This is a genomic window from Sphingomonas sp. CBMAI 2297 (assembly GCF_029870595.1).
Classification (GTDB): Bacteria; Pseudomonadota; Alphaproteobacteria; order Sphingomonadales; family Sphingomonadaceae; genus Sphingomonas.
Genome location: NZ_JAPDIR010000010.1, coordinates 58303 through 81767, shown reverse-complemented (window position 1 = coordinate 81767; position 23465 = coordinate 58303). Strand labels below are relative to the sequence as shown.

Sequence of the window (23465 nt, the reverse complement as noted above, 5' to 3'; positions counted from 1 at the left end):
TCCTCTTGGTCGTGCGTTACGTGCCCCGTAGCGTCATTTCCTGCAAGCGCGTCTCTTGACCCGGGGCGGGGGCGGCGCAAAGAGGGCCCGAACCTGTTCAGGGCTCCAACAACGGGAACCTTCATGTCGATCGAAATCAAGATGCCGGCGCTTTCTCCCACCATGGAAGAGGGTACCCTCGCCAAGTGGCTCGTGAAGGAGGGCGATACGGTGAAGTCCGGCGACCTCATGGCCGAGATCGAGACCGACAAGGCGACCATGGAGTTCGAAGCGGTGGACGAAGGCGTGATCGCCAAGATCCTCGTCCCCGAGGGCACCGACAATGTGAAGGTCGGCACCGTGATCGCGGTGCTGGCGGGCGAGGGCGAGGACGTCTCCTCGGCCGCCGCCGCGCCGGCTCCCGCTCCGGCGGCTGCGCCGGCTCCCGCGCCGGCAGCGACTCCGGCCGCCGCTGCGCCCGCGCCGACTCCGGCGCCCGCCCAGGCCCAGGCCGCCTCGGGCGACCGCGTGAAGGCGAGCCCGCTCGCCAAGCGCATTGCCGCCGAGAAGGGCGTCGACCTGGCCGGCGTCGCCGGCTCGGGCCCGAACGGCCGCATCGTCAAGGCCGATGTCGAGGGTGCCAAGCCCGGCGCCGCGCCCGTTGCCGCCGCTCCGGCCGCTGCCGCCGCCTCGGCCCCGGCCGCGCCGGCTGCCGCCCCGGCCGAGCACAAGCCGGTCTGGTGGGACGAATCGATCCCGCACGAGGCCGAGAAGCTCTCGAACATCCGCAAGACGATCGCGCGCCGGCTCACCGAGTCGAAGCAGACCGTCCCGCACATCTACCTCACGCTCGACATCCGGCTCGACGCGCTGCTCAAGCTGCGCGGCGACCTGAACAAGGCGCTCGAGGCGCGCGGCATCAAGCTCTCGGTCAACGACCTGCTGATCAAGGCGCTCGGCGTGGCGCTGGCCCAGGCGCCCAAGTGCAACGTCACCTACACCGGCGACCAGCTGATCAAGTACAGCCGCTCGGACGTGTCGGTCGCGGTCTCGACTCCGACCGGGCTGATCACCCCGATCATCCGCGACGCCGCGAACAAGGCGGTCTCGGCGATCTCGACCGAGATGAAGGACCTGGCGGCCCGTGCGCGCGACGGCAAGCTGAAGCCCGAGGAATATCAGGGCGGCACCGCCTCGCTTTCGAACATGGGCATGTTCGGGATCAAGCAGTTCGAAGCGGTGATCAATCCGCCCCAGGGCATGATCATGGCGATCGGCGCGGGCGAGAAGCGCCCCTATATCGTCGACGACGCGCTGGGCGTGGCGACGGTGATGTCGGCCACCGGCAGCTTCGATCACCGGGCGATCGACGGGGCCGACGGCGCCGAGATGATGAAGATCTTCAAGGAACTGGTCGAGAATCCCTTCGGGATGATCGCCTGAACCGGAGGGCGCGGCAATGCGCGTGCTGATCGAAGTGGTGCACATCGCGATCGGGCTGCTCGCCGCGGCGCTGATCTCGGCCGCGGCGGCGTGGTCCTATCCGCGCGCGACCGGGGACATCTGGCTGGTCGGCTATGCCTGCATGATCGCCGTGGTGCTGATGGGCGTCGGCCCGGTGCGCCGGGCGTTCGCCGAGGACAAGGCCCGGCTCGCCGGCACGGAGCCGCGCGCCGATGGTTGAGGGCGGCGCGACGCCCCCGCAGCAGCAGCCCGCGATCCGCGTGAGCACCATGCCCGCGGACGCCAATGCCTATGGCGACATCTTCGGCGGCTGGCTGATGGGCCAGATGGACCTGGCCGCGGGCCTGGTCGCCGCGCGCCATTCGCGCGGGCGGGCGGTCACCGTCGCGGTGGAGGGCATGAAGTTCCACGCGCCGGTCTCGGTGGGCGACGAAGTCTCGGTGTTCGCCGATATCGTGAAGGTGGGGCGCACCTCGATGACGATCGACGTCCAGTCCTGGCGCCGCGCCCGCCACTCCGAGGAAAGCTGCCTGGTCACCCAGGCGCAGTTCGTGTTCGTCGCGGTGGACGAGCACAAGCGGCCGCGGCCCGTGGACGCGATCCCGGCCAACCCTATCTGATACAGAACCAATTAAGCGGAAGGACTTCCCCCTTGGCTGACACCTATGACGTGATCGTGCTCGGCTCCGGCCCCGGCGGCTATGTGGCGGCGATCCGCGCCGCGCAGCTGGGCCTCAAGACGGCGATCGTCGAGCGCGAGCTGCTGGGCGGCATCTGCCTCAACTGGGGCTGCATCCCCACCAAGGCGCTGCTCCGCTCGTCCGAGATCTATCACTATATGCAGCACGCCAAGGATTACGGCCTGGTCGCCGAGAAGATCAGCGCCGACCTGGAAGCAGTGGTGAAGCGCTCGCGCGGCGTCGCCAAGCAGCTCAACCAGGGCGTCACGCACCTGATGAAGAAGAACAAGATCGCGGTGCATTTCGGCACCGGCGTGCTGACCGCGCCGGGCAAGCTCACGGTCACCGGTGACGACGGCAAGAAGACCGATATCGAGGCGAAGAATATCATCGTCGCGACCGGCGCCCGCGCCCGCGACCTGCCCTTTGCTCCGGCCGACGGCAAGCGCATCTGGACCTATCGCACGGCGATGACTCCGCCGGAGATGCCGACCAAGCTGCTCGTCATCGGCTCGGGCGCGATCGGCGTCGAGTTCGCCAGCTTCTACAACGACATGGGCAGCCAAGTGACCATCGTCGAGATGCTCGACCGGATCGTGCCGGTGGAGGACAAGGACGTTTCCGCGCATCTCGAGAAGCAGTTCAAGAAGCAGGGCATGGACATCCGCACCGCGACCGGCGTCGAGAAGATCGACGTGACCGGCACGGGCGTGAAGGCTTCGATCAAGGGCAAGGACGGCAAGGTCACCGTCGAGGAGTTCAGCCACGTCATCGTCGCGGTCGGCATCGTGCCGAACACCGAGAATATCGGGCTGGAGACGCTGGGCGTGAAGACCGAGCGCGGCCACATCGTCACCGACGCGGCCTGCAAGACCAACGTGCCCGGCCTCTATGCGATCGGCGACGTCACCGCGCCGCCGTTCCTTGCGCACAAGGCGAGCCATGAAGGCGTGATCGCCGCCGAGGCGATCGCCGGCAAGCACCCGCACGCGATGGACGTGCGCAACATCCCGGGCTGCACCTATTGCCACCCGCAGATCGCGTCGGTCGGCCTGACCGAGGCCAAGGCCAAGGAAGCCGGCTATGAGGTGAAGGTCGGCAACTTCCCCTTCATCGGCAACGGCAAGGCGATTGCGCTGGGCGAGGCAGAGGGCTTCGTGAAGACGGTGTTCGACGCCAAGACCGGGGAACTGCTCGGCGCGCACATGATCGGCGCGGAAGTGACCGAGATGATCCAGGGCTATACGATCGGCAAGACGCTGGAGACGACCGAGGCGGAGCTGATGGAGACGGTGTTCCCGCACCCGACGATCAGCGAGACGATGCACGAAGCCGTGCTCGGCGCCTATGGCCGCGCGCTCCACATCTAGGCGGTCTTCACGCTTTGTTGCCGATCTCCTGCCATGTTCGCCCGAACTGGTCGGAGATTCGGCGTGCGCATGTTCAAGCTGATCCTGTCGCTGCTGCCCCTCGTCTTCATCGGGGGGCTGCTGTTCTATTTCACCGGCCTCGAAGGCTGGAACGGCGGATCGCTCAGCCAGGGGCTGGGGCCGACGGTGCTCGGATTGGGCGCGGTCGGGCTGATCTTCTGCATCCCGCTCGCCTTCCGGCTGCTCAAGCTGACGATCACGCCGCGCGGCCCGTCCGAGGCGAAGGGCGGCGAGGCGGAGGAAGAGGAAGCATCGAGCTTCGACGCCGATGCCGCGCTCGCCCGCTATCTGGCGCGCAAGGCCGAGGCCGGCGAAGCGATGCCGGAGAGGGGCCCCGAACGGCCGCTCGCCTTCCCGCACGGCGATGCCCCGCCGCGCCCCGTGTTCGGCCGCAAGATCGGCTAGGAGCCTCGCATTGAGCCGTGTGTCGCCCGCGGTCCGGGCGGCGCTCGCCGCATCGCTGCTCTGCCTCGCCATGCTCGCCTGCTTCTGGCCGGGCATCGCGATGTTCGACACCGTCAACCAATATGCCCAGCTGCGCTCCGGCAGCTATGATGACTGGCACCCGCCGGCGATGGCGCGCCTCTGGGCGCTGTTCCATGCGGCGGGCTGGCCCGGCCAGGCGCCGATGTTCGTGCTGCAGACTCTGTCTTGCTGGGCCGGCCTGGGCCTGTTCGCGGCGGCGCTGGCCCGGCAGGGCGCGCGGATCGCGGCGGGCGCGGTGCTGTTGCTCGGCATCTGGCCGCCGATCGCCGGCTGGCAGGTGGCGGTGCTGAAGGATGCGCAGATGGCGGGTGCGCTGCTCGCCGCCACCGGGCTCGCCGCCTGGTGGCGGCTGCGGGACCTGCCGCTGCCGCGCGCGGCGGCGCTGCTGATCGGCCTGTTGCTGCTCTATGCGACGCTCGTCCGCATCAATGCGGTGTTCGCCACCGTGCCGCTTGCCTTCGGGCTGCTCGGGGCGGGGACGTGGCGACGCCCGGTGCGGCGCGGGGCGATGATGCTGGCGGCGATGATCGCGGTGCTCGCGGTGCTGCCGCTGGTCAATCACGGCCTGCTGCGCGCCGGCGCCAGCGAGGTTGGGCGGGCGCTGCCGACCTATGACCTGGCCGGGATCGCGCATCATGCCGGCGCCGAGGCGGTGCCGGTGCTGCCGGCACCGGTATGGCAGGCGGCGGAGGCGGAACGGTGCATCCGGCCGATGCTCTGGGATCCGCTCGGCGATCGCTGCGATTTCGTCGCGGAGGGGCTGGCGATCACTGCGCCGGGCCGCAAGCTCACCGAGGCCTGGCTGGTGACGATCGCGCGCCACCCGGTCGCCTATGCCGAGCATCGGCTGGCGCATTGGAATGCGACGATGCGCTGGCTGGTCCCCTGGCGCTACCCGCTGGCCGAGCCGCAATCGGATTCGGAGCCCAACAGGCTGGGAATCGCCTCGCCCTCGCCGCGGATCGCGCCGTTCCAGCGGCTTGCGGGGACGCTTGCCGAAAGCCCGCTCGGCGCGCCGATATCGTGGCTGGTCGCGGCGCTGGCGGTGCTGGCGCTGGCCTGGCGGCGCGAGGACCAGCGGAGCCGGCTCGCGGTCACGCTCGCGCTGTCCGCGGTGCTGACCGAGCTGGCCTTTCTGGTGATCAGCGTGGCCGCCGACTATCGCTACCATCTGTGGGCGATGCTCGCGACCGGGCTCGCCGTCGCGCTGATGGCGGGCACCCCCCTGCCACGGCGCGGCCTGAGGATCGCGCTCGCCGCGCTGCTGCTGGTCGGCGCGACCGGCATCGCGGCGCGGATCGCGCTGCCACCTGTCGGAGAAACTTACACCGATGCGGCCGGATAAAATCCGCCGCTACGGGAAACCCCGGATAGGGCGAACCGTTACGCATGGGTAACATGCGGTTAACGGAGAAACGGGTGGCCCAACGCGACGACCATGAGGAGATCCGGCGCAAGTTCCACGAAGTGGTGAACATGACGCCGGAAGAGATCGAGGAATGGCTGGAGACGGCGGAGAGCCGCAAGGTCGGCCTCAAGCGGGACGGCGGGGAGAGCGTGGGTCATGCCTCCGGCCGCCGGATCGTCGGCATCCTGCGGACGCGAGAGGCGGATCTCGACGGCGGCGACTATGCGCATATGCGCAAGGTGGTCGGCTTCGTCGCCCGCCACCGCGCGCAGGGGCCGCATGAGGAATATCGCATTCCCACCTCGCGCTGGCGCTATTCGCTGATGAACTGGGGGCATGATCCGCTGAAATGCTAGACTTGGAGCCCGGCCGGGCCATCCCCGCCGGGGCCAGCGATGGCGGGACGGCCGGTGACCCGTTTTGGTCATATTTCCGGCATGTATCCGTAGCGTTATCCGGCTAGGGCGGCGGCATGTCCATTGCCGCGCTCCGCACCCTCCTCGCCGCCCTGCTCGCTCCGGCGCTCCTCTTCCCGATGGCGCCGGCTACGGCTCGCCATGCCGGCGCCGGGGCGCCGGTCGCCGCGATCGCGGCATGGCTGGCCAGGCCCGAAGCCGGACGGCGGCTCGACGATCCGGCGCTTGCCCGCCCGCTGCGCAGGGCGGAGGCGGATCGCGCGTCGGCGTTGCTGGGTGCGGCCCGCCTGCGCGCGGTCGCGGCGCGTTCGGCCGAGGCGATCGCCGCGCAGCGGATCACCATCGGCGACAAGACGCTGAAATGGGAAAGCAAGATCTTCGGTAACGCGGCGCCGGGCAAGCGCAGCCTGTGGATCTCCATGCATGGCGGCGGCAATGCTCCGCCGGCGCTGAACGACCAGCAGTGGCGGAACCAGATCGGCCTCTACGCGCCGGCCGAGGGCATTTACCTGGCCCCGCGCGCGCCGACCGATAGCTGGAACCTGTGGCATGAGGGGCATATCGACCCGCTGTTCCAGGCGTTGATCGACGCGCAGGTGGCGGCGAATGGCGCCGATCCCAACCGCGTCTATCTGATGGGCTATTCGGCGGGTGGCGACGGCGTGTGGCAGCTGGCGCCGCGCATGGCCGATCGCTTTGCCGCGGCGGCGATGATGGCGGGCCATCCGAACGAATCCTCGGTGCTCGGCCTGCGCAACCTGCCCTTCGCGATCTTCATGGGCGGCGCCGACGACGCCTATGACCGCAACAAGATCGCCGCGGACAAGACCGCGGAGCTCGACCGGCTGCACGCGGCCGATCCGGGCGGCTATGTCCATATGTCGCGCATCTATCCGGGCCTGCCGCACTGGATGGACCGCAAGGATGCCGAGGCGCTGCCCTGGATGGCGGGCTTCACGCGCGATCCCTGGCCGAAGCGCATCGTCTGGCGGCAGGATGACGTGACGCACGACCGTTTCTACTGGCTCCGCATCCCCGATGCGGCGGCGGCGAAGGCCGGCGACGAGATTGTCGCGACGGTCCAGGGCCAGGCCATCACGCTGACCGGCGCCGTTCCGTCGGGCATGACGCTGCGCCTTTCCGACCGTCTGCTCGACCTCGATCGGCCGGTACAGGTGATCGTGAACGGCCGGACGGCCTATTCGGGCAAGGTCGCCCGGACAGGGCTGGCGATCGAGCAGTCCCTGCTGGAGCGGGCCGATCTGCCTTCCGCGGCCACGGCGGTATTGCGGCTCCGCTGAGTCGGGGCTCGCCTTACCCCCAGGGGCACCATCTCCTTCTCCCTCTCCGCGCGGGCGGAGCTGCCGGAGGCGGGTTCAGGCGCGAGCGGCATATTCCCCGGTGAGCCTGTCCCAGTCGCTCCAGTCGGGATCGCCCGGATAGCGCTTCGCGGCACCGGTCTCGACCCAGGGGAGCTTCTCGTCCGTCCAGGTCTCGAGGAAGGGCGGGGCGTCGTCGGGCGCATCGAGCATCGTCGTTCGGACATTGACGAACCAGTCGATCCCCTCGGCGCGGGTGAAGACCCAGCTCTTGCAGCGATCGCAGTGATAATGATGGGCGACCGGGCCGTGCAGGCCGCCGATCACCGGTTCGCCCTGGAGCAGCGCGAAGCCGGCGGCGGGCATGGTCAGCGTCAGCGAGAAGGCGCTGCCGGTCATCTTCTGGCAGCCCGTGCAATGGCAGGCGCTGGTGAGCATCGGCGCGCCGGTCAGGCGGAAGCGCAGCGCGCCGCAGCGGCAGCCGCCCTCATGAGCCTGAGTCCAGTCGGTCATTCGGTATCTCCCTCGCTTCGCCGCGTCGCGCCACGATAGCCGGAACGGCGCCCGCATGCTCGCGTTCCTTTGCTGAAACAGGAGGATGCCTGGATGAACCGATACTTCTTCGCGCTGGGCCTGGGCCCGGCCGTCGCGCTGGGCGCCTGTGGCGGCAGCGCGCCGATCACCACGGTCGACAACATCATCGCCAGCGACACGATCGTCCCCGAAAACGGCAGCGATGCGAATGTCGTGGCCGGCGCCGCGGCCATGACCGGCCAGGACTTTGCCGATGCCGTCGGTGCGGGCGATGCCTATGCGGTGACGGCGGGCGAGCTCGCCCGGCAAAAGGCGACCATGCCCGCGCTCAGGGATTTCGGCCAGGCGATGGCGCGGGCGCACGCCGAATCGGCCGCCCGGCTGAAGGTGGCGGGCGCCCGGGCGATGCCGGTGATCCTTCCCGATCCCAGGCCGAGCGCCGAGCAGACGGCGAATCTGGAGACGCTGCGCCAGGCGACGGGCGCGGACTTCGACGCTGCCTACAAGGCGCAGCAGATAGCGGCGCAGGAGAAGGCGCTGGCGGTGATGCGGGACTATGCCGCGAACGGCACGGTGCCGGCGCTCAAGGCCTTCGCGGCGGCGAGTGTTCCGGCGGTGCGGGCGCGTCTGGACAAGATCCAGGGCCTATAGGCCGCCCCGGCCGCGGCCCCGGGGCCTGTCCCGGGGCGATGATGGGCGGCGGCGCGGTCGCCCAGGGGAACCGTCGCCAAAAGGAAAGGGCGCGCTCCGCCGGGGAGCGCGCCCTTTCCCGTTTCCGCGAGAAAATCGCCGCCTATTCGTTCGCCGCCGCCGCGAAGGGGGAAGGCGCCGCCTCGACCGGGCGGGGGCCCGCCGGGGCCGCTGCCGCCGCCGGCACGGTGCTCATGTGCTTCAGGCGGCCGTCGATATGGCCGCCATTCTCGATGGTGATGTTCTCATATTCGACATCGCCGGTGATCTTGGCCGAGCGCTCGATCGTGAGCTGGCGCACGCGCACCGTGCCCTCGATCGCGCCGGCGAGGCGAGCGGTCTCCGCGGTGACGTTGCCGAAGACCTGGCTGTCGGCCCCCTGGGCCAGGCTGCCGCAATTGACGTCGCCTTCGATCCGGCCGTCGATATGCAGGTCCGCGCTGGCGGAGACATTGCCGGTGACGGTCACGTCCGGACCGATCACCGAGAACATGCCGCGCTTGCCCCCATTGCCGCCGCTCTGCTGCGGAGGCGCCGGCGGCATCGCCGGACGTTCGTCGCGATCGCGACCACGATTATTACCGTTGAACATTCACGCTACTCCCCAAATTCGGAACCCGAATCCCTGGCGATTTCCCTAGCATAATGCAGGGAGGCAGGCATCGGCGAAAAGCGGAGCCAAAAGCGGGGTACGCGTTCCAGAGAGGGATTGTCGTTCGCGGCGGGGCAGCGCGCGCGGCAACGCCAGGCGGCGGCGAGCATCGCCCCGCCGGCGAGCGCCGCGGCGAGGGGGCCCGTGCCGAGCGCGGCGAGCGTGCCGGCGAGTGCCAGCGCCGCGGCGAATCGCTCGGCCGGCGGCAGCGCGACGGCGAGTGTGGCGGGCACGAGCAGGGCGGCGGCACCGACATGGGGGAACACGATCAGCGGCACCAGGGCTGCGGGCAGCGCCGCCCGGGCGACCGGCCCGGGGGGCAGGGCGCTCAGCTGCGCGAGATGCCAGGCGAGGAAGCCGGCGCCGCCGGCGATCGCGAGTCCGAACAGCTCCCAGGAGAGCAGGCCGGCGGGCGCGGCGATCGCGGTGCCGAAGCCGCCCAGCAGGAGAGTCGCGGCCAGGGCGGCCAGCGCGGCGGCAAAGGGTCTGAGTCGGGGAGCGTGACGAATCATCGCGCCGGCTCTAGCCCGGCGGAGGTTGACGCTCTCTTATCCTCCGGCCGACTCAGTTGACCCGCTCGCCACCCGTCGCTATAGGCGCCCCCGTTCCGCGAGGGGCCGGTATTCCGGCGCATATCCCGCGTGGGGCAAGAGCTGAACGTTGCTGGAGACGCAATGGCCCGGGGGGTCAAGGACACCCGGGGCCTTTTCGTATTTCTCGTACCAGGGTTCCAGCAAAGTAACCGCCGGCCATGCCGGTAACATAAGGTGAAGGGCTTCATGCCGACGATCAACCAGCTGGTCCGCAAGGGCCGCGAACTGCAGAAGACCAAGTCGAAGGTCCCTGCGATGGAGCAGAACCCGCAGAAGCGCGGCGTCTGCACCCGCGTCTACACGACGACTCCGAAGAAGCCGAACTCGGCGCTCCGCAAGGTTGCCAAGGTCCGCCTGACCAACCAGCGCGAAGTCATCTCGTACATCCCGGGCGAAGGCCACAACCTGCAGGAGCACTCGGTGGTGCTGATCCGCGGCGGCCGTGTGCGCGACCTTCCGGGCGTGCGCTACCACGTGCTGCGCGGCGTGCTCGACACCCAGGGTGTCAAGGACCGTCGTCAGTCGCGTTCGAAGTACGGCGCCAAGCGTCCGAAGTAATCACAGCCATAGTAAGCCCCGGACGGGTTCCGGATCGGCTGAAGTTTGTAAAGGAAGTTTCAGATGGCTCGTCGTCGTCGCCCCGAAAAGCGGGAAATCCTGCCGGACCCCAAGTTCGGTGACATCGTTCTTTCGAAGTTCATGAACTCGGTGATGCTGGACGGCAAGAAGTCCGTCGCCGAGGGCATCGTCTATTCGGCCCTGGAAACCGTCGAGACCCGCGCCAAGCGCGATCCGATCGGCGTGTTCCATGACGCGCTGAACAACATCAAGCCGGGCATCGAGGTCCGCAGCCGCCGCGTCGGCGGCGCGACCTATCAGGTGCCGGTGGAAGTCCGTCCGGAGCGTGCCCAGGCGCTCGCGATCCGCTGGCTGATCTCGTCGGCCCGCAACCGCAGCGAGAACACCATGTCGGCCCGCCTCTCGGGCGAGCTGCTCGACGCTTCGAACAACCGCGGCAACGCGGTGAAGAAGCGCGAAGACACCCACCGCATGGCCGAGGCGAACCGCGCCTTCAGCCACTACCGCTGGTGAGTCTCGGGGCGCCGGCAGGTCTGGCGCTCTCAACTTTCGTTCCTACATATCGGGGAGCCGGATCGTCCGGCTCCCCACATCCTTAAGGAAACCAGGTCATGGCCCGCAGCCATCCCCTCGAGCGTTACCGTAATATCGGCATCATGGCGCACATCGACGCCGGCAAGACGACGACGACCGAGCGCATCCTCTACTACACCGGCAAGTCCTACAAGATCGGCGAAGTGCACGAAGGCACCGCGACGATGGACTGGATGGAGCAGGAGCAGGAGCGTGGCATCACCATCACGTCCGCGGCGACCACCTGCAAGTGGCGCGCCGAAGAGGGCAAGGGTGAAGAGCACCTGATCAACATCATCGACACCCCCGGCCACGTCGACTTCACCATCGAAGTCGAGCGTTCGCTGCGCGTGCTCGACGGCGCGGTTGCGTGCTTCGACGGCGTTGCCGGCGTGGAGCCGCAGTCGGAGACGGTGTGGCGCCAGGCGGAGAAGTACAAGGTTCCGCGCATGTGCTTCGTCAACAAGCTCGACCGCACGGGCGCGAGCTTCGAGCGCTGCGTCGACATGATCAAGGATCGCCTGGGCGCCCGTCCGGCCGTGCTGTACCTCCCGATCGGCATCGAGGGTGGCTTCAAGGGCCTGGTCGACCTGGTCGAGAACCGCGCGATCATCTGGCTCGAGGAGAGCCTGGGCGCGAAGTTCGAATATCAGGACATCCCGGCCGATCTGGCGGATGCCGCCGCGACCGCGCGCGCCGAGCTGATCGAGATGGCCGTCGAGCAGGACGATGCTCTGATGGAAGCCTATCTCGAGGGCAACGAGCCGAGCGTGGCCGACCTCAAGAAGCTGATCCGCAAGGGCACGCTGAACTTCTCGTTCGTGCCGATCGTCTGCGGCTCGGCGTTCAAGAACAAGGGCGTGCAGCCCCTGCTCGACGCCGTGGTCGACTATCTGCCGAGCCCGCTCGACATTCCCGACGTGCAGGGCGTGAAGCTCGACGGCGAGACCCCGGATTCGCGTCCGGCCTCGGACACTGCGCCGCTTTCGCTGCTCGCCTTCAAGATCATGAACGATCCGTTCGTCGGCTCGCTCACCTTCGCCCGCATCTATTCGGGCACCCTCACCAAGGGCCAGTATCTGAACTCGGTGAAGGACAAGAAGGAGAAGATCGGCCGCATGCTCCTGATGCACGCGAACTCGCGTGAGGACATCGAGGAAGCGCGCGCCGGCGACATCGTCGCGATCGCGGGCCTCAAGGAGACCACGACCGGCGACACGCTGTGCGACACGGCGCACCCGATCATCCTGGAGCGCATGGAGTTCCCGGAGCCGGTGATCGAGCTGTCGGTGGAGCCGAAGACCAAGGCCGACCAGGAGAAGATGGGCCTCGCCCTGAACCGCCTGGCCGCCGAGGATCCCTCGTTCCGCGTTTCGACCGACCATGAGTCGGGCCAGACCATCATCAAGGGCATGGGCGAGCTCCATCTCGAGATCCTGGTCGACCGCATGAAGCGCGAGTTCAAGGTCGAGGCGAATGTCGGCGCGCCGCAGGTGGCGTATCGCGAGTATCTCGCGAAGCCGGTGGACATCGACTACACGCACAAGAAGCAGTCGGGCGGCACCGGCCAGTTCGGCCGCGTCAAGGTCAAGCTGACTCCGGGCGAGCGCGGCTCGGGCTTCGTCTTCAAGGACGAAGTGAAGGGCGGCAACGTGCCGAAGGAGTATATCCCGGCGATCGAGAAGGGCTTCCGCGAGACGGCGATGACCGGTTCGCTGGTCGGCTTCCCGATCATCGACTTCGAAGTGCTGCTGTATGACGGTGCGTATCACGACGTCGACTCGTCGGCGCTCGCGTTCGAAATCACCGCCCGCGCCGCGATGCGCGAAGCTGCCCAGAAGGCCGGCATCAAGCTGCTCGAGCCGGTGATGAAGGTCGAGGTCGTCACTCCCGAGGATTATCTCGGCGACGTCATCGGCGACATCAACAGCCGCCGCGGCCAGATCCAGGGCACCGACAGCCGCGGCAACGCGCAGACGGTCGAGGCGATGGTGCCGCTGGCCAACATGTTCGGCTATGTGAACCAGCTCCGCTCGTTCACCCAGGGCCGCGCGCAGTACAGCATGCAGTTCTCGCATTACGACGAAGTGCCGCCGAATGTGGCCGACGAAGTGAAGGCGAAGCTGGCGTAACCAGGAATCAGCCGCTATGGGGCTCGCCTTCCGGCGAATCCCCTGGCGGCGCGGAAACAGAGATCAGAAGGTAGGAAAACAATGGCGAAGGCAAAGTTTGAGCGGAACAAGCCGCACCTCAACATCGGCACCATCGGCCACGTCGACCATGGCAAGACGTCGCTGACCGCCGCGATCACCAAGGTTCTGGCCGAGAACGTCGCGGGTAACGCCGCCGTCGACTTCGCCAACATCGACAAGGCTCCGGAAGAGCGCGAGCGCGGCATCACCATCTCGACCGCGCACGTCGAGTACGAGACCGACAAGCGTCACTATGCGCACGTCGACTGCCCGGGCCACGCCGACTATGTGAAGAACATGATCACCGGCGCCGCGCAGATGGACGGCGCGATCCTCGTGGTCGCCGCCACCGACGGCCCGATGCCGCAGACCAAGGAGCACATCCTGCTCGCCCGCCAGGTCGGCGTGCCGACCATGGTCGTCTTCCTGAACAAGGTCGACCTGGTCGACGACGAGGAAATCCTCGAGCTCGTCGAGATGGAGATCCGCGAAGAGCTGTCGCGTCGTGAGTTCGACGGCGACAACATTCCGATCATCCGCGGCTCGGCCACCGCCGCGCTCTCGGGCTCGGACGACAAGCTCGGCAAGGACGCGATCCTGGCCCTGATGGCCGCCGTCGACGAGTCGATCCCGCAGCCGGATCGTCCGCTCGACAAGCCGTTCATGATGCCGATCGAAGACGTGTTCTCGATCTCGGGCCGCGGCACCGTGGTGACCGGCCGCGTCGAGACCGGCGTGGTCAAGGTCGGCGAGGAAGTCGAGATCGTCGGCATCCAGGAGAACGTCCGCAAGACCACCGTCACCGGCGTGGAAATGTTCCGCAAGCTGCTCGACCAGGGCGAGGCCGGCGACAACATCGGCGCGCTGATCCGCGGCGTCGGCCGTGACGAAGTCGAGCGTGGCCAGGTTCTGGCCAAGCCGGGTTCGATCAAGCCGCACACCGACTTCAAGTCGGAAGTGTACGTGCTGTCGAAGGACGAGGGTGGCCGTCACACGCCGTTCTTCGCCAACTATCGTCCGCAGTTCTACTTCCGCACCACCGACGTGACCGGCACGATCGAGCTGCCGGAAGGCACCGAGATGGTGATGCCGGGCGACAACGTCGCGCTGGGCATCAAGCTGATCGCGCCGATCGCCATGGACGTCGGCCAGCGCTTCACGATCCGCGAAGGCGGCCGCACCGTGGGTGCCGGTGTCGTCGCCGAGATCCAGAAGTAAGCTTCACCCTTTCAGGGTAGAGTTCGAAGGGCCCGGCCTCCTGCGAAGGAGGCCGGGCTTTTTCGTGCGTAGCCGGGCGACCCGGCTCGGCGGGCAGGGCTGTTGCGGTTGCCGGCATTCAGGCAGACACTGAGCCCATGGCGGGGCGGTCATGGTCTCTTGTGGTCTGCTTGGTGCTGCCGGGCTGCGCGGCGGTTGCCCCGACGCGCCTGCCATCCTGCTGGGAGAGTGAATCGTACAAGGATGGCGACCATATCATGGGCAAGGTTACCGTGCTGATCTCGGACTATATGCCCGACATGGAGCGCGGGACCGTCGTCATGGTGACGCCCCTGACATGCGAGAATGGCTCCTTCCGCGTGATCGATCCCCCAAGTGATCTGGCGAAACTCTCGCGACCGTTCACCGAGGGCAGCCCTATCTTCGGGAGGGCTTTCGAAGCCGAAGTCGCGGGCACCGTCCGGTTGATTCATGCGAACGGCCATCTGGGCCCGGAGAACCCATATCACCTGAAGCTGTCGCGAGTCGGCAATCTGAAGGCCGTTGCCCGGCCGGGTTGGTGGGCTGGCGAATGGCGCTAGCGGTAATTCGGGCGCTCCGGGCGGCCAGGCGTGGGCTTCCCTCTGGCGAGTGAAGCCGTCCGAAATCTGCCGTATCCCCCTTGATCCGAATCGCGCTCCCATGTAAGGGCCGCGCCTCAGTTCAGTTCAACACAGCAAGAGCGCCGGAAACGGCGCCCGCTCTTTCGCATTGGTAGGGACATGGAAACGCAGAATATCCGTATTCGCCTGAAGGCGTTCGATCATCGAGTGCTCGACCAGGCGACCGGCGACATCGCCGACACTGCGCGCCGCACCGGCGCTCTCATCCGTGGCCCGATCCCGCTTCCGACGAAGATCGAGAAGTTCACGGTCAACCGTGGCCCCCATATCGACAAGAAGTCGCGCGAGCAGTTCGAGGTGCGCACCTACAAGCGCATGCTCGACATCGTGCAGCCGACTCCGCAGACCGTGGACGCGCTGATGAAGCTCGACCTCGCCGCCGGCGTCGACGTCGAGATCAAGCTGGCCTGAGCCAGCGGACGGGCCCCTGCGAAAGCGGGGGCCTTTCACGTCCTGCCGCATCCTTCCAAGGAATGCAGGTGAGGGGGTGGACAGGGAAGCGCTGCTGACGTAAAGGCGCGCCTCCACACGAGATTCGCGATTCCCCCGAGGGGGATTCGCCAGGTTCCTCCACTGGATCGATCCCGATCCGACGCAAGGAACCGGAGGGCGCCACGAGCGCACTCGCATCGCGATAGGGATACCGCCGGCCTCTTCGGAGAACCGGGTCTGCGTCCCCCGTCGCCTCTTCCTTCGGGAAGGGGTTCAGCCCGGACGGGGGCTCGCATCATATTTTCGGGCTGAAGCACGCACCCGAGGGAATGGTCCCGAGGGTGCCTATGCATAGGAGCAACTGGTCATGCGCACTGGCGTGATCGCGAAGAAGTTGGGGATGACCCGCCTGTTCCAGGACGACGGCCGCCACGTGCCCGTCACCGTCCTGGCGCTCGAAGGCGTGCAGGTCGTCTCCGTCCGCGAGAAGGATCGTGACGGCTACACTGCCGTCCAGCTCGGCGCCGGCACGGCGAAGAGCAAGAATGTCGCCAAGCCGCAGCGCGGCCACTTCGGCAAGGCCGAAGTCGAGCCCAAGGCGGTGGTCCATGAATTCCGCGTCGACGCGGACGGCCTGCTCGAAGTGGGCGCCGAGATCTCGGCCGACCATTATGTCGCCGGCCAGTTCGTCGACATCCAGGGCAAGACCCAGGGCAAGGGCTTTGCCGGCGGCATGAAGCGTTGGGGCTTCGGCGGTCTGCGCGCCACCCACGGCGTCTCGGTCTCGCACCGCTCGCTCGGTTCGACCGGTCAGCGCCAGGATCCGGGCAAGGTCTTCAAGAACAAGAAGATGGCCGGCCACATGGGCGACAAGTTCCGCACCCAGCAGAACCTCGAGATCGTCGGCACCGACGTCGAGCGCGGCCTGATCTTCGTCAAGGGCTCGGTCCCGGGCTCGAAGGGTGGCTGGCTGTTCGTCAAGGACGCCGTGAAGGTCGCCCGTCCCGACGCTGCGCCGTTCCCGGCCGGCATCAAGTCGGTTGCCAACAACAACGACACCGCCCCCGCGGAGACCCCGGACGTGACCGAGGCCCCCGAGGCGACCGAAGGCCAGGAGGGCTAAGTGAAGGTCAAGGTTCAAACCCTCGACGCCAAGGCATCGGGCGACATCGAGCTCAACGACACCGTCTTCGGTGTCGAGCCGCGCGCCGACATCCTGCACCGCGTCGTCACCTGGCAGCTCGAGAAGCGCCGCGCCACCGCGCGCGGCACTCGCGAGCGCGCCGATGTCGCCCGTTCGGGCAAGAAGTTCGGCCGCCAGAAGGGCGGCGGCACCGCCCGTCACGGCGATCGCCGCGCTCCGGTGTTCATCGGCGGCGGTAAGGCGCACGGCGCTCGCGTTCGCGACTTCAACCCGTCGCTGAACAAGAAGGTCCGCGCGCTCGGCCTGAAGATGGCTCTCAGCAGCCATGCCAAGGCGGGCTCGCTGATCGTCGTCGACGCGTTCGGCACCGCCAAGACGGCGGAGCTCAAGGCGCAGTTCGCCAAGCTCGGCACCGGCAAGACCGCGCTGGTGATCGATGGCGAGGCCGGCAACGGCTTCCTGGCCGCGCGCAACCTGATCGGCGTGAACGTCCTCCCCGCGGTGGGCGCCAACGTCTATGACATCCTGAAGCACGACACGCTGGTCCTGACCCGCGCTGCCGTCGAGAAGCTGGAGGCGCGCTTCAATGGCTAAGAAGCAGGCAGCCGCGATCGACAACCGTCATTACGACGTGATTGTCGCGCCGCATATCACCGAGAAGTCGACGCTCGTCTCCGAGCACAACGCCGTTGTGTTCAAGGTCGCCGGCGACGCCACCAAGCCCGAGATCAAGGCCGCCGTCGAGGCGCTCTGGAAGGTCAAGGTGACCGGCGTCAACACGATCGTCCAGAAGGGCAAGACCAAGAAGTGGAAGGGCGCCCCCTACAAGCGCTCTGACGTGAAGAAGGCTATCGTGACGCTCGCCGACGGCGACCAGATCGACGTGACCTCGGGGGTCAATTCGTAATGGCACTCAAGAATTACAATCCGACGTCGCCTGGCGTCCGCGGCCTGATCCTGATCGACCGTTCGGCCCTGTACAAGGGGCGCCCGGTCAAGGCTCTCACCGAGGGCAAGACCAAGACCGGCGGCCGCAACAACAAGGGCCATGTGACCTCGCGCGGCATCGCCGGCGGCCACAAGCAGCGCTATCGCATCATCGATTTCAAGCGCCGCCTGTGGGACGTCGAGGGCACCGTCGAGCGGATCGAGTATGACCCGAACCGCACCGCCTTCATCGCGCTGGTGAACTATGGCGCCGACGAGAACGGCAAGGACCGCGTCGCCTATATCATCGCGCCGCAGCGCCTCGCCGTCGGCGACAAGGTGATCGCCGGCAAGAAGACCGACGTGAAGCCGGGCAACGCCATGGAGCTGTCGTCGATGCCGGTCGGCACCATCGTCCACAATGTGGAGATGAAGCCGGGCAAGGGTGGCCAGATCGCGCGTTCGGCGGGCACCTATGTGCAGGTCGTCGGCCGTGACCGCGGCATGGTGATCGTTCGCCTGAACTCGGGCGAGCAGCGCTACATCCATGGCAACTGCATGGCGACCGTTGGTGCGGTGTCGAACCCCGACAACCAGAACACCAATCTCGGCAAGGCCGGCCGCAACCGCTGGAAGGGCATCCGCCCGCTGACCCGCGGTGTCGCGAAGAACCCGGTCGACCACCCGCATGGCGGTGGTGAAGGCCGCACCTCGGGCGGCCGTCACCCGGTCACCCCGTGGGGCAAGCCGACCAAGGGTGCGCGCACCCGCCACAACAAGGCGACGGACAAGATGATCATCCGCAGCCGTCACGCGAAGAAGAAGGGCTAACCGATGGCTCGCTCCGTTTGGAAGGGTCCGTTCGTGGACCTCCACCTGCTCAAGAAGGCGCAGACCGCGCAGGAGCAGGGCACCCGCGCCGGTCCGATCAAGACCTGGTCGCGCCGCTCGACGATCCTGCCGGACTTCGTCGGCCTGACGTTCAGCGTCTATAATGGCCGCAAGTTCGTGCCGGTCTCGGTCAACGAGGACATGGTCGGCATGAAGCTCGGCGAGTTCGCGCCGACCCGGTTCTTCCCGGGCCACGCCGCCGACAAGAAGGGTAAGCGCTAATGAGCAAGCCTGCAGCCCCCCGTAAGGTCGGCGACAAGGAAGCCCTTGCCGTCGCCACGCAGATCCGCGGCTCGGCCCAGAAGCTGAACCTCGTTGCGGGCCTGATCCGCGGCAAGAAGGCCGGCGATGCGCTGAACATCCTTCAGTTCTCGACCAAGGCCATGGCCGTGGACGCGCGCAAGGTTCTCGCCTCGGCGATCGCCAATGCGGAAAACAACCACAACCTCGACGTCGACGCGCTCGTCGTCGCCGAGGCTTCGGTCGGCAAGTCGATCACGATGAAGCGCTTCGCGACCCGCGGCCGTGGCAAGTCCACCCGCATCCTGAAGCCGTTCAGCCGTCTTCGCATCGTCGTCCGCGAGCAGGAAGAAGCATAATGGGTCACAAGAGCAACCCGATCGGTCTTCGCCTCCAGGTCAACCGCACCTGGGACAGCCGCTGGTTCGCCGAGGGCGCCGATTACGGCCGCCTTCTCATGGAGGACCTCAAGATCCGCAAGTACATCCTCGAGACGCTGCCCCAGGCCGCGATCTCGAAGGTGGTGATCGAGCGCCCGGCCAAGCTGTGCCGCGTGTCGATCTACGCTGCCCGTCCCGGTGTGATCATCGGCAAGAAGGGCTCGGACATCGAGAAGCTGCGCAAGACGCTGAGCGCGATGACCTCGAGCGACGTGAGCCTGAACATCGTCGAGATCCGCAAGCCGGAAGTCGACGCCAAGCTCGTCGCCCAGGGCATCGCCGACCAGCTCGAGCGCCGTATCGCCTTCCGCCGCGCCATGAAGCGCGCGGTGCAGTCGGCGATGCGTCTCGGCGCCGAGGGCATCCGGATCAACTGCGGCGGCCGTCTCGGCGGCGCCGAGATCGCCCGTTCGGAATGGTATCGCGAAGGTCGCGTTCCGCTGCACACGCTGCGCGCGAACATCGATCACGCCACTGCCGAAGCGCACACCGCCTATGGCGTCTGCGGCGTGAAGGTCTGGATCTTCAAGGGTGAGATCCTCGGCCACGATCCGATGGCGACCGATCGCCTCAACCTGGAATCGCAGACGACGGGCGTGCGCCCGGCGCGCGAAGACCGCCGCTAAGGGTTAGGACAGACTAATGCTGCAACCGAAGCGCACCAAGTTCCGCAAGGCCTTCAAGGGCCGCATCCATGGCGACGCCAAGGGTGGCACGGCGCTCAACTTCGGGTCCTATGGCCTGAAGGCGATGGAGCCGGAGCGGATCACCGCCCGCCAGATCGAAGCGGCTCGCCGCGCGATCACGCGTCACATCAAGCGCCAGGGCCGTCTCTGGATCCGCATCTTCCCGGACGTGCCGGTTTCGTCGAAGCCCGCCGAAGTCCGCATGGGCTCGGGCAAGGGCTCGCCGGAATTCTGGGTCGCCCGCGTCAAGCCGGGCCGCATCCTGTTCGAGCTGGACGGCGTGCCCGGCCCGCTCGCGGCGGAAGCGTTCGAGCGTGCGGCGATGAAGCTGCCGATCAAGGTCAAGGTCGTGGCTCGCCTCGGCGATACCTCGCACCTGGAGGGTTGATAGAATGACCAAGGCTACCGATCTTCGTGCGAAGACCGAGGACCAGCTGAGCGAGGAGCTCGGCAACCTGAAGCGCGAGGCGTTCAACCTTCGCTTCCAGGCCGCGACCAGCCAGCTCGAGAAGCCGAGCCGGGTTCGCGAAGTCCGTCGCGACATCGCCCGCATCAAGACGCTGCAGAACGAGCGCTCGCGCTCGGCTGCGAAGTAAGGAACGAGACCATGCCGAAGCGCGTGCTGACCGGGAACGTGGTTTCCGACAAGGGCGACAAGACGGTCGTCGTGCTCGTGGAGCGTAAGGTGAAGCACCCGCTCTACGGCAAGATCATCCGTCGCTCGAAGAAGTATCATGCCCATGACGAGGGCAATGAGTACAAGGCCGGCGAGACCGTGCGCATCGAAGAGACTGCGCCGATCTCGAAGCTCAAGACCTGGAAGGTGATCGAGCGGGTGAACACCCACGCGACCCCGACCAAGTCGGACGCAGCCGCCTAAGCATTTTCAACTGGAACCGCCGGGCGATCCGTCCCGGTAGGCCGAACGAGAAGGAACCGGATCGATGATCCAGATGCAGTCCAATCTCGACGTCGCAGACAACAGCGGCGCGAAGCGGGTGCAGTGCATCAAGGTGCTGGGCGGATCGAAGCGTCGCTTCGCCTCCGTGGGCGACGTCATCGTCGTCAGCATCAAGGAAGCTGCTCCCCGCGGCAAGGTGAAGAAGGGTGACGTGCACCGCGCCGTCATCGTCCGCACCGCCAAGGACGTCCGCCGCGCCGATGGCTCGGTCATTCGCTTCGACGGCAACGCTGCCGTCCTGGTCAACAAGAACGAGGAGCCGATCGGCACCCGTATCTTTGGCCCGGTGGTCCGCGAGCTGCGCTCGAAGGGCTTCATGAAGATCATTTCGCTCGCCCCCGAGGTGCTGTGATGGCTGCTGCCAAGATCAAGAAGGGCGACCAGGTCATCGTCCTGTCCGGCAAGGACAAGGGCCGGACCGGTGAAGTCGTCAAGTCGCTGCCCAAGGACGGCAAGGTCGTCGTCTCGGGCATCAACGTCGCCGTGCGCCACCGCAAGCCGAGCCAGACCAACCCGCAGGGTGGCCTGGAGCGTTCGGAAGCGCCGATGGCGGTGTCGAAGGTCGCGCACGTGACCAAGGACGGCAAGCCGACCCGCGTCCGCTTCGAGGAGCGCGACGGCAAGAAGGTCCGCGTCGCCGTCAAGACCGGGGAGGTCATCAATGGCTGATTCCTACACGCCGCGCATGCGCAAGCTCTATGACGAGAAGATCGCCCAGGCGATGACCGAGAAGTTCGGTTACAAGAACGTCATGGAAGTGCCGAAGATCGAGAAGATCGTGCTCAACATGGGCGTCGGCGAAGCCACGCAGGACAAGAAGAAGGTCGAGCAGGCCGCGTCGGAGATGGAGCTCATCGCCGGCCAGAAGCCCGTCGTGACCAAGGCGAAGAAGTCGATCGCGCAGTTCAAGCTGCGCGAGGGCATGCCGATCGGCGCGAAGGTCACGCTTCGCCGCGAGCGCATGTACGAGTTCCTCGACCGCTTCATCACGATCGCGCTGCCGCGCGTTCGCGACTTCCGTGGCCTGAACCCGAAGTCGTTCGACGGCCGTGGCAACTATGCCTGCGGCCTCAAGGAGCAGCTGATCTTCCCGGAAATCAGCTACGATAAGGTCGACAAGATCCGCGGCATGGACGTGATCGTGACCACCACCGCGAAGACCGACGAGGAAGCCCGCGAGCTTCTCCGTCTCTTCGGTTTCCCGTTCCCGCAGGATGCGGACGGCGAAGCCAAGGCCGCGTAAAGGAAAGAGAACTTAAGTCATGGCGAAACTGAGTTCCGTGAACAAGAACGAGCGTCGCAAGCAGCTGGTGAAGAAGTACGCCGGCAAGTATGCGAAGCTGAAGGCGATCGCGAACGACCAGAGCCTCGATGAGACCGAGCGTCTCATCGCGCGTCTCAAGCTGGCCGAGATTCCCCGCAACGGGAACCCGACCCGCATTCGCAACCGGTGCGAGCTCACCGGGCGCCCCCGCGGTTACTACCGCAAGTTCCGTCTCGCTCGTGTCATGCTGCGCGATCTGGCCAACAAGGGCCTCATCCCCGGCGTCACCAAGTCGAGCTGGTAAGGATCACGAAGATGGCAGTGACCGATCCCCTGGGTGATATGCTCACCCGCATCCGCAACGGCCAGCGCGCCCGCAAGGACTCCGTCCTGACGCCGGCGTCGAAGCTGCGTGCGCGCGTTCTCGATGTGCTCCAGCGCGAAGGCTATATCCGTGGCTATAGCGAAGAGCAGATGGGCCCCGCCGCGGGCATCCGCATCGAGCTGAAGTATTTCGAGGGCCAGCCGGCGATCAAGCACGTCGCGCGCATCTCGAAGCCGGGCCGCCGCGTCTACTCGGGCAGCCAGGAGCTTCCCCGCGTGCGCAACGGCCTGGGCATCACGATCGTCTCGACGCCTCGCGGCGTTCTCTCGGACGCGGAAGCGCGCGAGCAGAATGTCGGCGGCGAAGTGCTGGCGGAGGTGTTCTGATGAGCCGCATCGGTAAGAAGCCGGTCGTCGTCCCCGCCGGCGTGACCGCGAGCCTCGACGGCGACCAGGTTTCGGTGAAGGGCCCCAAGGGCACCCTCTCGATCCCGAAGGCCGATCTGATCAGCTACGAGCTGGTCGAGGGCGGCATTTCGGTGCAGCCGGCGAACGACACCAAGCGCGCCCGTGCCTTTTGGGGCATGCAGCGCACCCTGGTGCAGAACCTCGTCACCGGCGTGACCACCGGCTTCTCGAAGAAGCTGCTGATCACCGGCGTCGGCTACCGCGCGAACGCGCAGGGCAAGAAGCTCAAGCTTCAGCTCGGCTATTCGCACGACGTCGACATCGACGTGCCGGAAGGCATCGAGATCAAGACCCCGGATCAGACCACGGTCGAGATCTCGGGCATCGACAAGCAGAAGGTCGGCCAGATTGCGGCCGAGATTCGCCGCTGGCGCAAGCCCGAGCCGTACAAGGGCAAGGGCATCAAGTACGACGGCGAGTTCATCTTCCGTAAGGAAGGGAAGAAGAAGTGATCAGCACCAAGGGTCTCTCGCTTTTCGCGAAGCGTCGCCGCCGCAACCGTACTGCGCTTCGTGCGCGTGCCGGTGGTCGCCCGCGTCTTTCGATCCATCGCTCGGGCAAGCACATCTATGCCCAGGTGATCGACGATACCGCCGGCAAGACCGTCGCGGCTGCCTCCACCCTCGACAAGGACGCGCGCGGCAAGACCGGCGCGACCATCGAGGCTGCGCAGGAAGTCGGCAAGCGCGTTGCCGCGGCCGCCAAGGCCGCCGGCATCACCCAGGTCGTGTTCGACCGCGGTGGCTTCCTCTATCATGGCCGCGTCAAGGCGCTGGCCGATGCCGCTCGTGAGAGCGGGCTGGAGTTCTGAGA

Annotated in this window: 35 protein-coding genes; 32 read left to right on the top strand and 3 right to left on the bottom strand. The window is 67.0% G+C overall.

Going from position 1 to position 23465, the window contains the following annotated elements; all coding sequences use genetic code 11:
- Nucleotides 1-123: 123 nt before the first annotated feature.
- The 8 genes from OMP43_RS14980 (at nucleotide 124) to OMP43_RS14945 (ending at nucleotide 7164) form a co-directional block, all read left to right on the top strand.
- Nucleotides 124-1422: a pyruvate dehydrogenase complex dihydrolipoamide acetyltransferase gene (locus OMP43_RS14980; protein WP_280280320.1), complete on the top strand. Its 1299-nt coding sequence runs from the start codon at nucleotides 124-126 to the stop codon at nucleotides 1420-1422.
- 16 nt (nucleotides 1423-1438) lie between these two features.
- The gene (locus tag OMP43_RS14975) at nucleotides 1439-1663 is read left to right on the top strand and encodes a hypothetical protein (RefSeq protein WP_280280319.1); all 225 of its coding nucleotides are present in this window, start codon (nucleotides 1439-1441) and stop codon (nucleotides 1661-1663) included.
- Nucleotides 1656-2063, top strand: coding sequence for an acyl-CoA thioesterase (locus OMP43_RS14970; protein WP_280280318.1), 408 nt, complete (start codon nucleotides 1656-1658; stop codon nucleotides 2061-2063). Before OMP43_RS14975 ends, OMP43_RS14970 begins: the two co-directional genes overlap by 8 nt.
- A 32-nt stretch (nucleotides 2064-2095) precedes the next feature.
- Nucleotides 2096-3493 carry a dihydrolipoyl dehydrogenase gene (lpdA, locus tag OMP43_RS14965; protein WP_280280317.1) on the top strand — a complete coding sequence of 466 codons (1398 nt, stop codon included), beginning with the start codon at nucleotides 2096-2098 and terminating at the stop codon, nucleotides 3491-3493.
- A gap of 63 nt (nucleotides 3494-3556) precedes the next feature.
- Entirely contained in the window at nucleotides 3557-3958 is a 402-nt protein-coding gene (locus tag OMP43_RS14960) for a hypothetical protein (RefSeq protein ID WP_280280316.1), read from the top strand.
- Nucleotides 3959-3977: 19 nt separating this feature from the next.
- The gene (locus OMP43_RS14955) at nucleotides 3978-5384 is read left to right on the top strand and encodes a hypothetical protein (RefSeq protein ID WP_280280416.1); all 1407 of its coding nucleotides are present in this window, start codon (nucleotides 3978-3980) and stop codon (nucleotides 5382-5384) included.
- A gap of 74 nt (nucleotides 5385-5458) precedes the next feature.
- A complete protein-coding gene (locus OMP43_RS14950) occupies nucleotides 5459-5803 on the top strand; it encodes a DUF3140 domain-containing protein (RefSeq protein ID WP_280280315.1) in 345 nt (114 codons plus the stop codon).
- 116 nt (nucleotides 5804-5919) lie between these two features.
- On the top strand, nucleotides 5920-7164 hold the full coding sequence (locus tag OMP43_RS14945) for a hypothetical protein (protein ID WP_280280314.1): 1245 nt from the start codon (nucleotides 5920-5922) through the stop codon (nucleotides 7162-7164).
- A 75-nt stretch (nucleotides 7165-7239) separates the two neighbouring features.
- On the opposite strand, the gene OMP43_RS14940 is transcribed toward OMP43_RS14945, so the two are convergent.
- The gene (locus OMP43_RS14940) at nucleotides 7240-7695 is read right to left on the bottom strand and encodes a GFA family protein (RefSeq protein ID WP_280280313.1); all 456 of its coding nucleotides are present in this window, start codon (nucleotides 7693-7695) and stop codon (nucleotides 7240-7242) included.
- Nucleotides 7696-7788: 93 nt separating this feature from the next.
- On the opposite strand from OMP43_RS14940, the gene OMP43_RS14935 reads away from it, so the two are divergent.
- Nucleotides 7789-8367, top strand: a complete 579-nt coding sequence (locus tag OMP43_RS14935) for a DUF4142 domain-containing protein (protein ID WP_280280312.1) — start codon at nucleotides 7789-7791, stop codon at nucleotides 8365-8367.
- Between the two features lie 142 nt (nucleotides 8368-8509).
- Here the strand turns inward: OMP43_RS14935 and OMP43_RS14930 are convergent, their stop codons facing one another.
- Both OMP43_RS14930 and OMP43_RS14925 read right to left on the bottom strand, forming a co-directional pair.
- A complete protein-coding gene (locus OMP43_RS14930) occupies nucleotides 8510-8998 on the bottom strand; it encodes a polymer-forming cytoskeletal protein (protein WP_280280311.1) in 489 nt (162 codons plus the stop codon).
- Nucleotides 8999-9003: 5 nt separating this feature from the next.
- Complete coding sequence (locus tag OMP43_RS14925) at nucleotides 9004-9570, bottom strand: hypothetical protein (RefSeq protein WP_280280310.1); 567 nt, start codon at nucleotides 9568-9570, stop codon at nucleotides 9004-9006.
- A gap of 267 nt (nucleotides 9571-9837) precedes the next feature.
- Here OMP43_RS14925 and rpsL point away from each other — a divergent pair, with 267 nt between their 5' ends.
- The 23 genes from rpsL (at nucleotide 9838) to rplR (ending at nucleotide 23463) form a co-directional block, all read left to right on the top strand.
- The gene (gene rpsL / locus OMP43_RS14920; protein WP_086129340.1) at nucleotides 9838-10209 is read left to right on the top strand and encodes a 30S ribosomal protein S12; all 372 of its coding nucleotides are present in this window, start codon (nucleotides 9838-9840) and stop codon (nucleotides 10207-10209) included.
- 63 nt (nucleotides 10210-10272) lie between these two features.
- Nucleotides 10273-10743: a 30S ribosomal protein S7 gene (rpsG, locus tag OMP43_RS14915; RefSeq protein ID WP_086128636.1), complete on the top strand. Its 471-nt coding sequence runs from the start codon at nucleotides 10273-10275 to the stop codon at nucleotides 10741-10743.
- 98 nt (nucleotides 10744-10841) lie between these two features.
- Nucleotides 10842-12935 (top strand): elongation factor G, encoded by a 2094-nt coding sequence (gene fusA, locus OMP43_RS14910; RefSeq protein ID WP_167297945.1) that lies wholly within the window; start codon nucleotides 10842-10844, stop codon nucleotides 12933-12935.
- A gap of 81 nt (nucleotides 12936-13016) precedes the next feature.
- Nucleotides 13017-14213, top strand: coding sequence for an elongation factor Tu (tuf, locus tag OMP43_RS14905; protein ID WP_086128638.1), 1197 nt, complete (start codon nucleotides 13017-13019; stop codon nucleotides 14211-14213).
- Nucleotides 14214-14470: 257 nt separating this feature from the next.
- Entirely contained in the window at nucleotides 14471-14794 is a 324-nt protein-coding gene (locus tag OMP43_RS14900) for a hypothetical protein (protein ID WP_280280309.1), read from the top strand.
- Between the two features lie 180 nt (nucleotides 14795-14974).
- Nucleotides 14975-15286: a 30S ribosomal protein S10 gene (rpsJ, locus tag OMP43_RS14895; RefSeq protein WP_029936463.1), complete on the top strand. Its 312-nt coding sequence runs from the start codon at nucleotides 14975-14977 to the stop codon at nucleotides 15284-15286.
- Nucleotides 15287-15674: 388 nt separating this feature from the next.
- Nucleotides 15675-16430, top strand: a complete 756-nt coding sequence (gene rplC, locus OMP43_RS14890) for a 50S ribosomal protein L3 (protein WP_280280308.1) — start codon at nucleotides 15675-15677, stop codon at nucleotides 16428-16430.
- Nucleotides 16431-17045 (top strand): 50S ribosomal protein L4, encoded by a 615-nt coding sequence (rplD, locus tag OMP43_RS14885; protein WP_280280307.1) that lies wholly within the window; start codon nucleotides 16431-16433, stop codon nucleotides 17043-17045.
- The gene (locus OMP43_RS14880) at nucleotides 17038-17358 is read left to right on the top strand and encodes a 50S ribosomal protein L23 (protein WP_086128642.1); all 321 of its coding nucleotides are present in this window, start codon (nucleotides 17038-17040) and stop codon (nucleotides 17356-17358) included. The genes rplD and OMP43_RS14880 overlap by 8 nt, the downstream gene beginning before the upstream one ends.
- Nucleotides 17358-18209, top strand: a complete 852-nt coding sequence (gene rplB / locus OMP43_RS14875) for a 50S ribosomal protein L2 (protein ID WP_086128643.1) — start codon at nucleotides 17358-17360, stop codon at nucleotides 18207-18209. The genes OMP43_RS14880 and rplB overlap by 1 nt, the downstream gene beginning before the upstream one ends.
- A 3-nt stretch (nucleotides 18210-18212) precedes the next feature.
- Nucleotides 18213-18491 carry a 30S ribosomal protein S19 gene (gene rpsS, locus OMP43_RS14870; RefSeq protein ID WP_086128644.1) on the top strand — a complete coding sequence of 93 codons (279 nt, stop codon included), beginning with the start codon at nucleotides 18213-18215 and terminating at the stop codon, nucleotides 18489-18491.
- Complete coding sequence (gene rplV / locus OMP43_RS14865; protein ID WP_086128645.1) at nucleotides 18491-18868, top strand: 50S ribosomal protein L22; 378 nt, start codon at nucleotides 18491-18493, stop codon at nucleotides 18866-18868. The genes rpsS and rplV overlap by 1 nt, the downstream gene beginning before the upstream one ends.
- Nucleotides 18868-19575: a 30S ribosomal protein S3 gene (gene rpsC / locus OMP43_RS14860; RefSeq protein ID WP_086128646.1), complete on the top strand. Its 708-nt coding sequence runs from the start codon at nucleotides 18868-18870 to the stop codon at nucleotides 19573-19575. The genes rplV and rpsC overlap by 1 nt, the downstream gene beginning before the upstream one ends.
- A 16-nt stretch (nucleotides 19576-19591) precedes the next feature.
- Entirely contained in the window at nucleotides 19592-20023 is a 432-nt protein-coding gene (gene rplP, locus OMP43_RS14855) for a 50S ribosomal protein L16 (RefSeq protein ID WP_086128647.1), read from the top strand.
- A gap of 4 nt (nucleotides 20024-20027) precedes the next feature.
- Nucleotides 20028-20231, top strand: coding sequence for a 50S ribosomal protein L29 (gene rpmC / locus OMP43_RS14850; protein WP_086128648.1), 204 nt, complete (start codon nucleotides 20028-20030; stop codon nucleotides 20229-20231).
- Between the two features lie 11 nt (nucleotides 20232-20242).
- Nucleotides 20243-20515 carry a 30S ribosomal protein S17 gene (gene rpsQ, locus OMP43_RS14845; protein ID WP_086128649.1) on the top strand — a complete coding sequence of 91 codons (273 nt, stop codon included), beginning with the start codon at nucleotides 20243-20245 and terminating at the stop codon, nucleotides 20513-20515.
- A gap of 64 nt (nucleotides 20516-20579) precedes the next feature.
- Nucleotides 20580-20948: a 50S ribosomal protein L14 gene (gene rplN / locus OMP43_RS14840; protein ID WP_086128650.1), complete on the top strand. Its 369-nt coding sequence runs from the start codon at nucleotides 20580-20582 to the stop codon at nucleotides 20946-20948.
- Nucleotides 20948-21265: a 50S ribosomal protein L24 gene (rplX, locus tag OMP43_RS14835; RefSeq protein ID WP_280280306.1), complete on the top strand. Its 318-nt coding sequence runs from the start codon at nucleotides 20948-20950 to the stop codon at nucleotides 21263-21265. The genes rplN and rplX overlap by 1 nt, the downstream gene beginning before the upstream one ends.
- Nucleotides 21258-21839 carry a 50S ribosomal protein L5 gene (gene rplE / locus OMP43_RS14830; RefSeq protein ID WP_280280305.1) on the top strand — a complete coding sequence of 194 codons (582 nt, stop codon included), beginning with the start codon at nucleotides 21258-21260 and terminating at the stop codon, nucleotides 21837-21839. The genes rplX and rplE overlap by 8 nt, the downstream gene beginning before the upstream one ends.
- A 19-nt stretch (nucleotides 21840-21858) precedes the next feature.
- Nucleotides 21859-22164: a 30S ribosomal protein S14 gene (rpsN, locus tag OMP43_RS14825; RefSeq protein ID WP_280280304.1), complete on the top strand. Its 306-nt coding sequence runs from the start codon at nucleotides 21859-21861 to the stop codon at nucleotides 22162-22164.
- Between the two features lie 11 nt (nucleotides 22165-22175).
- On the top strand, nucleotides 22176-22571 hold the full coding sequence (rpsH, locus tag OMP43_RS14820; RefSeq protein ID WP_086128654.1) for a 30S ribosomal protein S8: 396 nt from the start codon (nucleotides 22176-22178) through the stop codon (nucleotides 22569-22571).
- On the top strand, nucleotides 22571-23104 hold the full coding sequence (gene rplF / locus OMP43_RS14815) for a 50S ribosomal protein L6 (protein WP_280280303.1): 534 nt from the start codon (nucleotides 22571-22573) through the stop codon (nucleotides 23102-23104). The genes rpsH and rplF overlap by 1 nt, the downstream gene beginning before the upstream one ends.
- The gene (rplR, locus tag OMP43_RS14810; RefSeq protein WP_280280415.1) at nucleotides 23104-23463 is read left to right on the top strand and encodes a 50S ribosomal protein L18; all 360 of its coding nucleotides are present in this window, start codon (nucleotides 23104-23106) and stop codon (nucleotides 23461-23463) included. Before rplF ends, rplR begins: the two co-directional genes overlap by 1 nt.
- Nucleotides 23464-23465: the final 2 nt, after the last annotated feature.

Bases quoted from the DNA above. Each gene is read 5' to 3' on its own strand.
- OMP43_RS14980 (WP_280280320.1), top strand. From the start codon at position 124: ATGTCGATCGAAATCAAGATGCCGGCGCTTTCTCCCACCATGGAAGAG.
- OMP43_RS14975 (WP_280280319.1), top strand. From the start codon at position 1,439: ATGCGCGTGCTGATCGAAGTGGTGCACATCGCGATCGGGCTGCTCGCC.
- OMP43_RS14970 (WP_280280318.1), top strand. From the start codon at position 1,656: ATGGTTGAGGGCGGCGCGACGCCCCCGCAGCAGCAGCCCGCGATCCGC.
- OMP43_RS14945 (WP_280280314.1), top strand. From the start codon at position 5,920: ATGTCCATTGCCGCGCTCCGCACCCTCCTCGCCGCCCTGCTCGCTCCG.
- OMP43_RS14940 (WP_280280313.1), bottom strand. From the start codon at position 7,695: ATGACCGACTGGACTCAGGCTCATGAGGGCGGCTGCCGCTGCGGCGCG.
- OMP43_RS14935 (WP_280280312.1), top strand. From the start codon at position 7,789: ATGAACCGATACTTCTTCGCGCTGGGCCTGGGCCCGGCCGTCGCGCTG.
- OMP43_RS14930 (WP_280280311.1), bottom strand. From the start codon at position 8,998: ATGTTCAACGGTAATAATCGTGGTCGCGATCGCGACGAACGTCCGGCG.
- OMP43_RS14925 (WP_280280310.1), bottom strand. From the start codon at position 9,570: ATGATTCGTCACGCTCCCCGACTCAGACCCTTTGCCGCCGCGCTGGCC.
- rpsL (WP_086129340.1), top strand. From the start codon at position 9,838: ATGCCGACGATCAACCAGCTGGTCCGCAAGGGCCGCGAACTGCAGAAG.
- rpsG (WP_086128636.1), top strand. From the start codon at position 10,273: ATGGCTCGTCGTCGTCGCCCCGAAAAGCGGGAAATCCTGCCGGACCCC.
- fusA (WP_167297945.1), top strand. From the start codon at position 10,842: ATGGCCCGCAGCCATCCCCTCGAGCGTTACCGTAATATCGGCATCATG.
- tuf (WP_086128638.1), top strand. From the start codon at position 13,017: ATGGCGAAGGCAAAGTTTGAGCGGAACAAGCCGCACCTCAACATCGGC.
- OMP43_RS14900 (WP_280280309.1), top strand. From the start codon at position 14,471: ATGGGCAAGGTTACCGTGCTGATCTCGGACTATATGCCCGACATGGAG.
- rpsJ (WP_029936463.1), top strand. From the start codon at position 14,975: ATGGAAACGCAGAATATCCGTATTCGCCTGAAGGCGTTCGATCATCGA.
- rplC (WP_280280308.1), top strand. From the start codon at position 15,675: ATGCGCACTGGCGTGATCGCGAAGAAGTTGGGGATGACCCGCCTGTTC.
- OMP43_RS14880 (WP_086128642.1), top strand. From the start codon at position 17,038: ATGGCTAAGAAGCAGGCAGCCGCGATCGACAACCGTCATTACGACGTG.
- rplB (WP_086128643.1), top strand. From the start codon at position 17,358: ATGGCACTCAAGAATTACAATCCGACGTCGCCTGGCGTCCGCGGCCTG.
- rpsS (WP_086128644.1), top strand. From the start codon at position 18,213: ATGGCTCGCTCCGTTTGGAAGGGTCCGTTCGTGGACCTCCACCTGCTC.
- rplV (WP_086128645.1), top strand. From the start codon at position 18,491: ATGAGCAAGCCTGCAGCCCCCCGTAAGGTCGGCGACAAGGAAGCCCTT.
- rpsC (WP_086128646.1), top strand. From the start codon at position 18,868: ATGGGTCACAAGAGCAACCCGATCGGTCTTCGCCTCCAGGTCAACCGC.
- rplP (WP_086128647.1), top strand. From the start codon at position 19,592: ATGCTGCAACCGAAGCGCACCAAGTTCCGCAAGGCCTTCAAGGGCCGC.
- rpmC (WP_086128648.1), top strand. From the start codon at position 20,028: ATGACCAAGGCTACCGATCTTCGTGCGAAGACCGAGGACCAGCTGAGC.
- rpsQ (WP_086128649.1), top strand. From the start codon at position 20,243: ATGCCGAAGCGCGTGCTGACCGGGAACGTGGTTTCCGACAAGGGCGAC.
- rplN (WP_086128650.1), top strand. From the start codon at position 20,580: ATGATCCAGATGCAGTCCAATCTCGACGTCGCAGACAACAGCGGCGCG.
- rplX (WP_280280306.1), top strand. From the start codon at position 20,948: ATGGCTGCTGCCAAGATCAAGAAGGGCGACCAGGTCATCGTCCTGTCC.
- rplE (WP_280280305.1), top strand. From the start codon at position 21,258: ATGGCTGATTCCTACACGCCGCGCATGCGCAAGCTCTATGACGAGAAG.
- rpsN (WP_280280304.1), top strand. From the start codon at position 21,859: ATGGCGAAACTGAGTTCCGTGAACAAGAACGAGCGTCGCAAGCAGCTG.
- rpsH (WP_086128654.1), top strand. From the start codon at position 22,176: ATGGCAGTGACCGATCCCCTGGGTGATATGCTCACCCGCATCCGCAAC.
- rplF (WP_280280303.1), top strand. From the start codon at position 22,571: ATGAGCCGCATCGGTAAGAAGCCGGTCGTCGTCCCCGCCGGCGTGACC.